Origin of the sequence: Pseudomonas sp. NPDC096925 (assembly GCF_044762545.1) — a bacterium.
Lineage (GTDB): Bacteria > Pseudomonadota > Gammaproteobacteria > Pseudomonadales > Pseudomonadaceae > Aquipseudomonas.
Genome location: NZ_JBIWEM010000002.1, coordinates 655,380 through 668,561, shown reverse-complemented (window position 1 = coordinate 668,561; position 13,182 = coordinate 655,380). Strand labels below are relative to the sequence as shown.

General features: G+C 65.1%; 7 protein-coding genes. 5 read left to right on the top strand and 2 right to left on the bottom strand.

Features of this window, described 5'->3' with window-relative positions:
- Positions 1–6: 6 nt before the first annotated feature.
- Together ACIQYU_RS08965 and ACIQYU_RS08960 are read right to left on the bottom strand one after the other, a co-directional pair.
- Complete coding sequence (locus ACIQYU_RS08965) at positions 7–1,410, bottom strand: hypothetical protein (protein ID WP_402799091.1); 1,404 nt, start codon at positions 1,408–1,410, stop codon at positions 7–9.
- Positions 1,407–3,722, bottom strand: a complete 2,316-nt coding sequence (locus tag ACIQYU_RS08960) for a type VI secretion system Vgr family protein (RefSeq protein WP_402799088.1) — start codon at positions 3,720–3,722, stop codon at positions 1,407–1,409. The genes ACIQYU_RS08965 and ACIQYU_RS08960 overlap by 4 nt, the downstream gene beginning before the upstream one ends.
- A gap of 897 nt (positions 3,723–4,619) precedes the next feature.
- Between ACIQYU_RS08960 and glgA the strand changes: the two genes are divergently transcribed.
- Genes glgA through ACIQYU_RS08935 form a run of 5 tightly spaced genes read left to right on the top strand, consistent with a single transcriptional unit; the run spans position 4,620 to position 13,036 of the window.
- Positions 4,620–6,179, top strand: coding sequence for a glycogen synthase GlgA (glgA, locus tag ACIQYU_RS08955; protein ID WP_207831134.1), 1,560 nt, complete (start codon positions 4,620–4,622; stop codon positions 6,177–6,179).
- Between the two features lie 14 nt (positions 6,180–6,193).
- Complete coding sequence (gene treZ, locus ACIQYU_RS08950) at positions 6,194–7,936, top strand: malto-oligosyltrehalose trehalohydrolase (protein WP_402799085.1); 1,743 nt, start codon at positions 6,194–6,196, stop codon at positions 7,934–7,936.
- Positions 7,933–10,002, top strand: coding sequence for a 4-alpha-glucanotransferase (gene malQ / locus ACIQYU_RS08945; protein ID WP_333956899.1), 2,070 nt, complete (start codon positions 7,933–7,935; stop codon positions 10,000–10,002). Before treZ ends, malQ begins: the two co-directional genes overlap by 4 nt.
- On the top strand, positions 9,999–12,773 hold the full coding sequence (locus ACIQYU_RS08940; protein WP_402799082.1) for a malto-oligosyltrehalose synthase: 2,775 nt from the start codon (positions 9,999–10,001) through the stop codon (positions 12,771–12,773). The genes malQ and ACIQYU_RS08940 overlap by 4 nt, the downstream gene beginning before the upstream one ends.
- A gap of 14 nt (positions 12,774–12,787) precedes the next feature.
- Positions 12,788–13,036: a DUF2934 domain-containing protein gene (locus tag ACIQYU_RS08935; RefSeq protein ID WP_061551133.1), complete on the top strand. Its 249-nt coding sequence runs from the start codon at positions 12,788–12,790 to the stop codon at positions 13,034–13,036.
- The last annotated feature ends 146 nt before the right edge of the window (positions 13,037–13,182 follow it).

The following is a 13,182-nucleotide window of genomic DNA, read 5'->3' as shown; positions in this document are numbered from 1 at the left end:
ACACCCCTATTGGATCACATCACCGATAAATTTAGCATTTTCGTCGAGCTTGACTATTTTCGTTACCACACCACCTTCATCTACGATCATTAACCAACGTTCATATCCGGCGAATGCAACTTCTTCCGCCTGTTTTTTCCCAAGCTCCAAGTCAAGTCTCGGCTCAATCCACGCATCACTCATCTGCCTGGCGCTCGGAAACCCCTTACTCCCCTTTGTAACCGGCAAACTACCCGGCGAAAACGCGCCCCCCGTTCGATACTTGGTCTCGGTAATGATGAACGGCGGCGGTGGATGGGCATTACGATAGACGCCATCCAGCCCGCGCCCGGTGGGTTTCATTTCCAGGCTGCGAGGCCCACGAGCGACCGACAGCAGGTTCTCATGGCCTTTGCCGAGCATGTACTGATCACTGACCACCTCCCCATAAATGCCCTTCTGCGCCCGGGTCGCCGTCGAATGATCGAAGACGTGCACATTGGCGCCATGCGTGGCGGCAGCCGCAGAGGTGGGTACTGGCGGGCCGAGCGCACCCTCGGGGCGCTCGAGGTAACGCGGACGCATGCCAATGCCAGAAGTCACCCGCCCACCACTCATCGCCATGGGCACCGGCTTAGGCGCATGCACCCCGGCCTGCGCAACCTGCGCGGGCAGATCGCTGGCCTGTTCCAGCACCTTGGCCAACCTGGCGTCGAGTTGCATCAGCGCCTGTGGGATTTCCCGCACTGCATGCACCTGCACCGCGTAGAACTGCGCTTCCATGGCCTGCAGCCGCACCAACAGGTGCGACGCCGCCTGGTTGAAGGGCCAGTTGCCCAGGTAGCTGCGAAGCTTTGCCGTTGCAGCGATGACCTTGGTCAAGAACTGGTTCAGATAGGCCAGCAAATCCTTTTCATAGCTCGTGAACCTGACCTGGCGCAGCCAGAACTCCACGCTGCCGCGGGTGAACTTGCCAAGAAACGCAACCACGGTCCGCAAGATGATCTGGCTTTCACGGATAAGTAGCAGGCACAAACCTCGCAGAAACGCTGCCGCTTCCTGGCCGACCAATGCACCTGCCACCGAGCCCACGGGCGTACCCACCGCCCCCACCGCGGCACCGATGATCGGCGCGATCAAAGTAAGCAGGCAGGCAACCAGCAGCACCCACTCCTGCCACTGTGGCGGCTGCGCCGTTGCCTGGCTGCCATCCGCCGTGTAGCGCTTGCCCAGGCGCAGGCACACTGCGGCCAGGTCACGGGCACTGAGCACAATCACTACCCCGGGCACCAACGACAGCAGCATGTCGGCGATGACCACGCTCAGTGGCCGTTCCTCGGCAAACTCGCCCAGCACCAGGTCACGCAGCCAGCCAAAGCCGCCTGCCACCTTTTCCACCGCTTCATCCAGCCAGTCAGCAGCGGAGTTCATGGCTGGCCACCTGCCGAGGTGCAGCCGGCAAGCAATGCCTGCAAGGCAGCATCCGGCTCGGTTGCGGTCGTCAGTTGCAGCGAGCCTTGGCCAACCTCGTAGCGCACCTGGGCGCTGCAACCGGGGGTAACGCCAGCCAGGCGGGCATAGCCGTTCTGATCGACCATACCCTGGCGCTGGGTGCCATCGGACAACGTCGCCACGTAGGCCGTGCCCGCAATCGGCGTACCGTCGGCATGCACCAGGCGAAACTCGATTTCATCCTGCAACGGTGCAGGCGGCTCACCGTAACGTGCAGGCGCCTTTACCTGGGCGATGGCATGCAACAGCAGTGGCTCGGGGCAACCGATTTCGATGCGGCCATCACCCAGCTTGATGAACGCCCCGCCGCAACTCAGGGTCAGCGACGTTCGGCTGTCGATGTGCACATGGCCGTGATGGCTGGTGATCGACACATCGTCATTGGCATCGACCCGCAGTTGCCCGCCGACCTGCACACGCTTGTCCTGCGCGACCTGCTCGCTGGCCTCGAGGCCAACCATCACGCTCAACGCCCCGCCAACGGCCAACGACTTGCCCAGGCCAATGCTTTCGACTTTGCCAAGGGCGACCGTTTCGCTCTTGCTGGCGCCGACCTTGACACTGCGGTCGCCACCTATGTGCACCACTTCGTCATGCTCGACGCGCTCGCTACGATCATTGCCGATGAACGTGGTTTCGTTGTGCTTCACGACGTTGTTCTGGTCGCGCTCGGCATGAATGAATACTTCCTGCCGCCCCAGTTCGTCCTCGAAGCGCAACTCGTTGAAGCCATCGCCTTTGTGGGTCTGGCTCTTGATGGTCATGCAGGTCTTGTGTTCGGGCAGGTCGTAAGGCGGCAGCTGGTCACCGCAGTAGGTGCGCCCGGTGATCATCGGCTGGTCAGGGTCGCCATTGACGTACTGGACAATCACATCCTGGCCAACACGCGGAATGGCCATCGCACCCCAACTGCCACCGGCCCAGCCTTGCGACACCCGCACCCAGCAGGAACTGAATTCGTTGTTGCTGCTTTCACGGTCCCAGGGGAAGCTGACCTTGACCCGCCCCCACTGGTCGCAAAATATCTCTTCGCCCGGCGGGCCGACCACGGTGGCCATGTGCGGGCCATCGATGCGCGGCTTGGCCAAGGGTGCCGGGCGCCATTCGGCCATGCCTTGCACCAGCAGCGCATCGTTCACATAGCGGGTACCTTGTTCGGCACCGGCGGCTTCTTCCTGCAGGCTGGTGAACTGCGTACCTTCGTGGCACAGGCTGATCACGCGCCAGTGCACATTGAGGTCTTCGCGCGGGTGGCCGACGAGGGTGAAGCTCAGGCCTGGCTGCAGGCGCACGTCATCGCCCTGCACTTCGGCCAGGCGGGCGTCATGGCGCAGGGCCGTCAGCCGCGTTTCAGTGAAGCGCTTGCCGACCGCATCGCGCTTGTAGCGGCCCGGGTAATCAAAAAACTCGTAGTCCAGCGACTGGTGCGTGATTCCGCTGGCCTGAGCCTTGTGCTCCTGGCGATAGGCCGGGTTGGTGAAGGTGTAGTCGCGCTGCACCTGCTGCGCGGTACGCACCTGCTCGCAGTAGCGCAAACGCCGCAGGCAGGCACGGGCTTGGTCGCCACCGCTACTGGCGTGGTACAGCACCTTGTCGGGGCCGAGATCATCTTCATCCAGCCAAAGCGCCTCATCATCTACGGGCTTTAGCGTGCCCCGGCTGAGCAACCCAAGCGATAGCAGGCGATCGGTAACGATCAGCGTGTGGTGCCTGGCGCAGTGCGCAAAGCGGTAGACGAAGCCCTCTTCAGCGGCAAGGCGATGGATGAAGTCGAGGTCGGTTTCCCCCGCCTGGACACAAAACTCACGCACCTGGTGCTCGGCGCTGCTATTGAACTCAAACCGGGCAATGCCCTGACGCTTGAACATCAGTTCAAGAATCTGCGGCACGGTTTTCTGCTGGAAGATGCGCCAGTTCGAACGCAAGCGGGCGCGGGCCAGTTGCGGCTCGACCAGGGCGTGGTAGCGCGTGCGAGAGAAGCCGGTTTCACCCTGGCTGAAGGCACTGACCAAGCCATGCACATGACGCAGTGGCCGGTCTGCGCAATAAAGGGTGAATAGCGCAGGCTTGTCGAGCACCTGGCCGAAGTCGACATCACTGTCGTAACTGACAAGTTCAAGGTTCAGTAAAAATGGCTGGCTGATGGTTTCTTCCAGCTTGAATGAAACCACTTCGAACTCCGTGCGCCCGGCGAGCGCCTGAAATCCGAAGCGAAAGTCCGACTGTTTCATGAGTTGCTCTACCCGCCTCATGTTTACCGGCGAAAAACAACCACATCCTGGCTTTCTTCAAGATGAGTACGTCGAATGAAAATTGCCCGTCGTCAACGCTCAAGCCGGCTAGATCCGTGGCATTGGCGGACTTGATCGATGACGACAGTGAGGATGAGGCAGTGACTGAAGAGCAACTTAAACCGTACCGCCCCGCCATGACAGGAACGATGGGTTTCATGCATTGACGATTTCGTAGGAAATTTCTTAACGCATCAACTTACAAAATTTTGCGCGCGCGAGGCCGATCACTGAATCACCAAAAATTCAAGCCAGGAAAATAATAAAAACAGTTACTAAAAAGTTCGCGAAACAGCCACTTTCATTTCTCCTGAAATCACTCGGATTCCGAAATGCACCATTCTCTTGGAAGGCAATGACTCTGACACCCCTCCAGCGCACCAAAAAGGTGCGCAGCTATCCGTAATGGGGCAGCCCGCCTGCCCCTTCATCAACCGCTCCATCCCCTGCATTCACATCCAGTCACAACCGCCAACGTTTGCGTCTACTCCGCGGCACGACAATGGTGACCAGCGGGTCACATTTTTATCTCTTTCTCTCCTACACTCGGGTTTCGGCCCGCCATTTGCTCAACGGAAGAGTGACGAAAAAAAGTCGAACTTTACGGAACGCGGGCAGGTCAGGAACTAAGTAGGCCAAACGCAAAGGGACTTCCCAGCCTCGGCCCACACACCCCACCAGCCCAATCGCCTTCGGCGGGAATGCCGATCGCGCTGTGCCTGCGCGCACGAACCTGGGGCATGGAACGCACTACGCAGAAACCAGAAACAGAGAGAACCAACACGAAACATCGCCACGGGTGCCAGCACCCGGCCAAGCATAGGGACGGAGAGAAGTATGATCAGTGCCGCTGTCGAGCCTCACGTAGATTCATTCAACCCGGACAACCGCGAACCGCTCACCCCGGACTTCGCCGCGACAGGCAAGGCACCCGGCGCCCAGCGCCAGCACAACCGCAACAAGCGCAAGATATTGTTCGTGACCTCGGAAATCGCCGACCTGGTGAAGACCGGCGGCCTGGGCGACGTGTCCGCCGCCCTGCCCCGCGCCCTGGCGCACCTGCACGATGTGCGGGTGCTGATCCCCGGCTACCGCCAGGTGATGGAAAGCGACAACCCCATCCATATCGTCGGTGAACTGGGCGGCCACGCCGCCCTGCCGCCGTGCAAGATCGGGCGCATGGACATGGCCGACGGCCTGGTCATCTATGTGCTGATCTGCCCCGAACTGTATCAGCGCGACGGCACCCCCTATGGCGCCAACAACGGCCGCGACTGGCCCGACAACCACATCCGCTTCGCCCGCCTGGGCCTGGCCGCCGCCGAAATCGCCGCCGGCGAAGGCAGGATCCACTGGAAGCCCGAAGTGGTGCACGCCCACGACTGGCCCGCCGGCCTGGCGCCGGCCTACATGCACTGGCGCGGGCTGAGCACGCCCACCCTGTTCACCATCCACAACCTGGCCTACCAGGGCGTGTACAGCCGCGGCTGCAGCCCGGAGCTGGCAATCCCCGAACATGCCATGCAGCAGGAAGGCATGGAGTTCTACGGCAAGCTGTCGTTCCTCAAGGCCGGCCTGGCCTATTCCAGCCACATCACCACGGTCAGCGCCACCTATGCCCGGGAAATCACCACCCCGGAATTCGGCTGCGGCCTGGACGGCTTCCTCGCCAGCAAGGCGCAGCAAGGCCTGCTCGGCGGCATTCCCAACGGCATCGACGAAAGCTGGGACTCGGCTACCGACAAGCACCTGCAGCACAACTTCAGCATCAATGACTGGGAAGGCAAGGCGCGCAATGCCCAGGCAGTGCGCGAGCTGTTCAAACTGCAGCCCTCCGAAGGCCCGCTGTTCGCCGTGGTTTCGCGCCTGGTCTACCAGAAAGGCCTGGACCTTACCCTCGGTGTCGCCGACTACATCGTCGAGCAAGGTGGGCAGATCGCGATCATCGGCCGTGGCGAGCCCGAAGAAGAACAGGCCATGCGCGAGCTGGCGCTACGCCACCCGGGCCGCATCGGCGTGCGCATCGGCTTCAACGAAACCGACGCCCGGCGCATGTTCGCCGGCAGCGACTTCCTGCTGATGCCGTCACGCTACGAGCCGTGCGGCCTCAGCCAGATGTACGCGCAGCGCTTCGGTTCGTTGCCGGTGGCGCGCAACACCGGCGGCCTGGCCGACACCATCGAGTCCGGTGTCACCGGTTTCCTGTTCAATGAGTCCACTGTCGAGAGCTATCGCCAGGCCCTCAGCCGGGCCTTCTATGTCTACGGCAAGAAGGACCTGCTGAATGCCATGCGCTGCCTGTCGATGACCCAACCGTTCAACTGGTGCCAGGCCGTGGAACCCTACGCACGCCTGTACGAAGACCTGGTCAAGCAGGCGCAGCACAGCCACTACTGAGCGGGGAGCAGAAGATGCACAGGCATGGCGCACACCTGCTGGACGCCACGTCGGCGCGCTTCGCCCTCTGGGCCCCGGATGCGCGCAGCGTGAGCGTGGAACTGGAGCAACAGCCGGCCATCGAGCTGTTGCCCGATGATGATGGCTGGTACACCGGCGTGGCCCCGTGCCGGGCCGGTGACCGATACCACTACCGTATCGACGGTGCACTGCAGGTGGCCGACCCGGCCTCGCGCTACCAGCCCGATGGCGTACAGGGGCCAAGCCAGGTGGTGGATGTGGCCGGCTATGCCTGGCAACACCCCTGGCAAGGCCGGCCCTGGCACGAGGCGGTCATCCAGGAGCTGCATGTCGGCTTGCTCGACGGCTACGCCGGGGTGGCCCGGCAACTGCCTCGCCTGGCCGAGCTGGGCATCAGCGCCATCGAACTGATGCCGCTGGGGCAGTTCCCCGGCGAGCGCAACTGGGGCTACGACGGCGTGCTGCCCTATGCGCCGCAAAACACCTATGGCAGCCCAGAGCAATTGTGTGAGCTGGTCGACCAGGCCCATGGCCTGGGGCTGATGATGCTGGTCGATGTGGTGTACAACCACTTCGGCCCCGACGGCAATTACCTGCACCGGTACGCCAGCCCGTTCTTCCGCGACGACCGGCAGACGCCTTGGGGCGCAGCCATCGACTTCCGTCGCCCGCAGGTGCGCGAGTACTTCATCCAGAATGCCCTGATGTGGCTGTGCGACTACCGCTTCGATGGCCTGCGCCTGGACGCCGTGCACGCCATCGACCAGCCCGACTTCCTGATCGAGCTGGCACAAAGGGTACGCGCGGCAGTGGAGCCGGGCCGCCAGGTGTGGCTGGTACTGGAGAACGAGCACAACCAGGCCTTCCTGCTGGAACAAGGCTTCGACGCCCAGTGGAACGACGACGGCCACAATGCCCTGCACGTGCTGCTGACCGGCGAAACCGAAGGCTACTACGCCGACTACCAGCAGCGCCCCATCGACCAGTTGGCCCGCTGCCTTGGCGAAGGCTTCGTGTTCCAGGGCCAGGCCAACCGCCATGGTACGCCCCGCGGCGAGCCCAGCGGGCACCTGCCGCCCAGCGCCTTCGTGCTATTCCTGCAGAACCACGACCAGGTCGGCAACCGCGCCCTCGGCGAGCGCCTGACCCGCCTGTGCCCGCCGCCGGCGCTGCGGGCGGCCACCGGCCTGTTGCTGCTGGCGCCGATGATCCCGCTGCTGTTCATGGGCGACGAAGACGGCAGCTGCCGGCCGTTCCTGTTCTTCACTGACTTCCATGACCAGCTGGCTGACGCCGTGCGTGAAGGCCGGCGCGGCGAGTTCGCCCATTTCGCCGCTTTCGCCGACCCCGAGCAGCGCCAACGCATCCCCGACCCCAACGCCGAACAGACCTTCGAGGCATCCCGCCCGCAGGCCTGGGAAGTGATCGCCGGCTGGCACGGCCTGTACCAGCAGTTGCTCGACTTGCGCCGCCGCCATGTGATCCCCCACCTGCCTGGCAGCCGCGCGCTAGGTGCCGAGGTGCTCGGCGACAAGGCACTGACCGCACGCTGGCGCCTGGGCGATGGCAACACCCTGCGCATTGACCTGAACCTGGACGCCAGCCCACAGGCGGTCGAGTTGCCCGCACCAGCCACCCGGCTGTTCGACAGCAGCGACGCCCGGCACCCCGATACTCATCTGGCCGCGTACAGCTGCGTGGTCAGCCTGCTTCCACCTGCCCAGGAGCGCCCATGAGCGAAACCGCCCTGCACCGTCTGGCGACCCGCGTCGGGCTGAGCCGCGACTGGATCGACGCCAACGCCCGGCCCCAGCGTGTCAGCGACGAGGTGCTGCGCAACATCCTTGCAGGCCTTGGCCACCCGGCCGCCGATGACGCCGCCATTGCCGCCAGCCTGCGCGCCGTCGACGCTGCCGAAGACAGTGAGCACCTGCCGCCGCTGCTGACCGCCGACCTCGGCCAGCCACTGCCACTGGCGCGCTACTTCAGCGCCGCCAGCGTCGCGCACTGCACCCTCGAAGACCACGCCTCACTCACCCTATGCCTCGACGACCAGGCTCGCCTGCCTGGTGAACTGCCCATCGGCTACCACCAGGTGGAAATCGACAGCCGCCGCTTCACCGTGGCCGTGGCCCCGCCACGCTGCCACAGCCTTGAAGACCGTGTGCCGCAGCCGCCACCGCGCTGCTGGGGCCTGGCGGTGCAGCTGTACAGCTTGCGCCGCCCCGGCGATGGCGGCTACGGCGACTGCCTGGCCCTGGAACAACTGGCCCGAGCGGCCGCCGAGCGCGGTGCCGATGCCCTGGCGATCAGCCCGATCCACGCCCTGTCGGCCATCGACCAGACGCACTACAGCCCCTACTCGCCCTCCAGCCGCCTGCTGCTCAATACCCTGTACGCCAGCCCGGCCGCGCTGCTGGGCGAGCGGGCTGTGCGCGTGGCCATCGAAGCTTGCGGCCTGGAGCAACAGCTGGAGGACCTGGAACAAGCCCCGCTGGTCGACTGGCCGCGTGCCGCCGGTGCCCGCCTGCGCCTGCTCGAAGCCCTGTACCTGGGCTTCAGCCAGGGCGAGCACCCGCTGCGCACGGACTTCGACAGCTTCCGCGAAGCCGGTGGCCAGGCCCTGGAGCACCACTGCCGCTTCGAGGTGCTGCAGGCGCAGGCCGTAGAGCATGGCCTGGGCGCCGACTGGCGCAACTGGCCCAAGGCCTGGCACGACCCTTACCACCCGGAAGTGGAGGCCTTCGCCAAAGCCTACCCGGCCAAGGTCGAGTTCCATGCCTTCTGCCAATGGCTGACCGAACGAGGCCTGCAACGCGCCCAGGAAGCGGCACGCGGCAACGGCATGGCGGTCGGCCTGATCGCTGACCTGGCGGTGGGCGCCGACGGTGCCGGCAGCCAGGCCTGGAGCCGCCAGGACGAGCTGCTGGCAGGCCTGAAAGTGGGCGCACCGCCTGACATCCTCAACCGTGCCGGCCAGGACTGGGGCATCTGCGCCTTCTCGCCCGAAGGCCTCAAACGTAACGGTTACCGCGCCTTCATCGAAATGCTGCGAGCCAATCTCGCCCACGCCGGCGGCCTGCGCATCGACCATGTCATGGGCCTGCGCCGGTTGTGGCTGATACCGCAGGGGAGCAAGCCCAGCGAAGGTGCCTACCTCAACTATCCGCTGGACGACCTGCTACGCCTGCTGGCGCTGGAGTCGGTGCGCCACCAGGCGATCATCCTCGGCGAAGACCTGGGCACCGTGCCTGACGGCCTGCGCGAGCAACTGGCGGCCAAGGCCGTACTGGGCATGCGCGTGCTGCCCTTCGAGCAGACCCAGCCCGGCCATTTCAAGCCGATTCTCGACTGGCCGGACAACGCCCTGGCCACCACCGGCACCCACGATCTTGCGCCGCTGGCCGGCTGGCTGGAAAACCGCGACATCGACTGGAACCACCGCCTGCAACTTATCGACGCCGCCACCGAACTGCACTGGCGCCACGAACGGCAGAAGGAGCACGACGGCCTGCGCCGTACCCTGGAGGCCAACTACGGCTCGCTGCCGGACAACGACGCGCTGATCGATGCGGCCATCCGCTACGTCGGCCACACCCGCGCACCGTTGGTACTGGTGCCGCTGGAAGACCTGCTAGGCTGCGACGAGCAACCCAACCTGCCGGGCACCACCGCCGGCCACCCCAACTGGCGCCGACGCTTTGCCCGGCCGGTACGTGAGCTGCTCGACGACGAAGACGCAGCAAGGCGCCTGGAACTGCTGGCCCAGGCCCGCGAACAGGCCTGGGAGCGTGACCGATGAAAGCGCTGACCGCGACCCTGCGCCTGCAATTTCACAGTGACTTCACCCTCGATCACGCGGTGCCGCTGGTGCCGTACTTCGCCCAGTTGGGCATCAGCCACCTGTATGCGTCGCCTATCCTCAAGGCCCGCGCCGGCTCACGCCACGGCTACGATGTGGTCGACCCGACCTGCGTCAACCCCGAACTGGGCGGCGAGGCGGCGCTGCAACGGCTGGTCGCGGCCCTGCGCCAGCACGGCATGGGGCTGATCCTCGATACGGTGTCCAACCACATGGCCGTGGGCGGTGCCGACAACCCCTGGTGGCAGAGCCTGCTGGCCTGGGGCCGACGCAGCCCGTATGCGGAATTCTTCGACATCCAGTGGCACTCCAGCGACCCGCTGCTGGCCGGCCAGCTGCTGCTGCCGTTCCTCGCCAGCGACTATGGCGTGGCGCTGAAAAATGGCGAGATACCGCTTGAGTTCGACAAGCACCATGGGCAGCTGCAAATCGCCCATTACCAACACCGCTTCCCGATCTGCCCGGTCGACTATGGCTGGATTCTCGCCCTCAGCCCGGAACCGGCGCTCAAGGCCCTGGCCGAACGCTTCACTGCGTTGAACGCATCGGCCACGCCGCTGGCCGACGCCCTGCCGCTGCAAGCCGAACTGGCGCGCCTGGCAGGCGCAGGCGTCGACCTTGCGTCGGCCCTGGTGGCGTTCGACAGCCGTAGCGAGAATGGCTTCAAGCGCCTGCACCTGCTGCTGGAACGCCAGACCTACCGTCTGGCCAGCTGGCGCACCGCCGCCGACGACATCAATTGGCGGCGCTTCTTCGACATCAACGAACTGGGCGGCCTGCGGGTTGAACGCGCGGTGGTGTTCGAAGCCACCCACGCCAAGCTGTTCGAGCTGATCGAACGTGGCCTTGTGGACGGCCTGCGCATCGACCATATCGACGGCCTGGCCGACCCGCGCGGTTACTGCCGCAAGCTGCGCCGGCGGGTCGATGGCCTGCTGGCGCGGCGGCCGTTGCATGCAGCCCTGGAGCATTTCCCCATTTACGTGGAGAAGATCCTCGGCGCCAACGAGCACCTGCACCGCGACTGGCTTACCGATGGCACTACCGGCTATGAGTTCATGAACCAGGTCTCGCTGTTGCAGCACGACCCGGCGGGTGAAGCAGCGCTGACCGAGCTGTGGGCCAATGCAAGCGAACGCCCGGACTTCCCCGAGGAGGTGCGCCAGGCTCGCCACCTGGTGCTCAATGCCAGCCTGGCCGGCGACTGCGAGTCGGTGGCCCAGGCGCTGTTGCAGGTAGCGCGCAACGACCTGATGACCCGCGACCTGACCCTGGGCGCTATCCGTCGCGCCTTGCAGGCGCTGGTGGCGCATTACCCGGTGTACCGCACCTACTTCAATGCCTGCGGGCGCCCGGCAGAAGACGAAGGGTTTTTCCAGCAGGCCCTGGCCAATGCCCGCCAGGACCTCGGCGAAGCCGACTGGCCGCTGCTTGAGCACCTTGAACAATGGCTGGGCGGGCAAGCCTGGCGCAACCTGCCAGCGGGCCGGGCCCGCAAGCAACTGCGCCACGCCTGCGTGCGCTTCCAGCAACTGACCGCGCCCAGCGCCGCCAAGGCCGTGGAAGACACCGCCTTCTACCGCAGCGCACGGCTGCTGTCGCGCAACGACGTGGGCTTCGACGCCGAGCGCTTCAGCGCCCCGCTCGAACACTTCCACAACGAGGCCCAGCGACGCCTGCGCGACTTCCCTGACAACCTGTTGGCCAGCGCCACCCATGACCACAAGCGCGGCGAAGACACCCGCGCGCGCCTGGCCGTGCTCAGTGAGCGCGGCCCGTGGCTGGCCAGCCGAATGGAACACTGGCGCGAACTGGCGACACCGTTGCGCACGCAACTGGACGACGGCCTGGCGCCCAGCCCCGGCGATGAGCTGATGCTGCTGCAGACCTTGCTGGGCAGCTGGCCACTGGACCTCGACCTGCACGACGACAACGCCCTGCGCCAGTACGCCGAACGCATTCGCCAGTGGCAGCAGAAGGCCCTGCGCGAGGCCAAGCTGCGCAGCAGCTGGAGCGCGCCGAACGAGGCCTACGAAGGCGCCTGCGCCCGCTACATCGACGGCCTGCTGCTGGACAGCGAGAACCAGCAGCTGCGCAAATCCCTGGCCGATGCCGCATACCTGCTGGCCTGCCCCGGTGCCCTCAACGGCCTGGTCCAGGCCCTGCTGCGCATGACCACGCCGGGCGTACCTGACCTGTACCAGGGCACCGAATACTGGGACTTCAGCCTGGTCGACCCGGACAACCGCCGCGCCGTGGACTACGCTTGCAGGCGTCGCACCCTGGACGATGCAACACCTGTAGCCGAACTGCTGGCGCACTGGCGCGACGGCCGCCTCAAACAGGCGCTGATCGCCCGGGTGCTGGACTGCCGCCAGGCCCACGCCGAGTTGTTCCGCCGGGGTGCCTACCTGCCGCTGAGCGTGCACGGCCGGCATGCCGACAAGGTGGTGGCCTTTGCCCGCCTGGGCGAAGGCGAGCGAGCCGTCATCATCGCGCCACGCCTGGCCAGTACCCTGCTGGCGGGTGCACCGATACCCCTGATCCCGGCACAGAACTGGGACGATACCCGAGTAAGCCTGCCGTTTGCCTTGTCGCCTGCCAACTCGACGGGACTTTTCCCCAGTGCTGCGGTCAGCTCTTCCAGGGAGCTGCTGTTGAGCGCCGTGCTGGCGGAGTTTCCGGTCAACCTGCTGATACAACAATCTTGAGCATCAGGAGCGTCATGATGAGTGTTGATGAAAAACGTATCCGCGAATTTGCCTACCAGATCTGGGAATCCGAGGGTAAGCCTGCCGGCCAGGAAGACCGCCATTGGGACATGGCCCGCAAGCTGGCCGAAGCCGAGGCACTGGCCCCCAAGGCGGCGCCGCGCAAGCGGGCGCCGGCCAAGCCCAAGGTAGCGGCTGAGCCGGTTGAGAAAGCCGTAGCGGTGAAGAAGCCCCGGGCGGTGAAAAAGCCGGCTGCCGGTTAAGCCTGTACCGGCCTCTTCGCGGGCTTGCCCGCTCCCACAGGTAGGCGCCAGGCCTGAGTGTGGCGCCGTACCTGTGGGAGCGGGCAAGCCCGCGAAGAGGCCGGTGCAGGACTGCACAGCTCCCCCTCCACCACGGCCATAGAGGA

Excerpts from the sequence above, each read along its gene's own strand:
- ACIQYU_RS08965 (WP_402799091.1), bottom strand. The coding sequence starts at position 1,410 with ATGAACTCCGCTGCTGACTGGCTGGATGAAGCGGTGGAAAAGGTGGCA.
- ACIQYU_RS08960 (WP_402799088.1), bottom strand. The coding sequence starts at position 3,722 with ATGAAACAGTCGGACTTTCGCTTCGGATTTCAGGCGCTCGCCGGGCGC.
- glgA (WP_207831134.1), top strand. The coding sequence starts at position 4,620 with ATGATCAGTGCCGCTGTCGAGCCTCACGTAGATTCATTCAACCCGGAC.
- treZ (WP_402799085.1), top strand. The coding sequence starts at position 6,194 with ATGCACAGGCATGGCGCACACCTGCTGGACGCCACGTCGGCGCGCTTC.
- malQ (WP_333956899.1), top strand. The coding sequence starts at position 7,933 with ATGAGCGAAACCGCCCTGCACCGTCTGGCGACCCGCGTCGGGCTGAGC.
- ACIQYU_RS08940 (WP_402799082.1), top strand. The coding sequence starts at position 9,999 with ATGAAAGCGCTGACCGCGACCCTGCGCCTGCAATTTCACAGTGACTTC.
- ACIQYU_RS08935 (WP_061551133.1), top strand. The coding sequence starts at position 12,788 with ATGATGAGTGTTGATGAAAAACGTATCCGCGAATTTGCCTACCAGATC.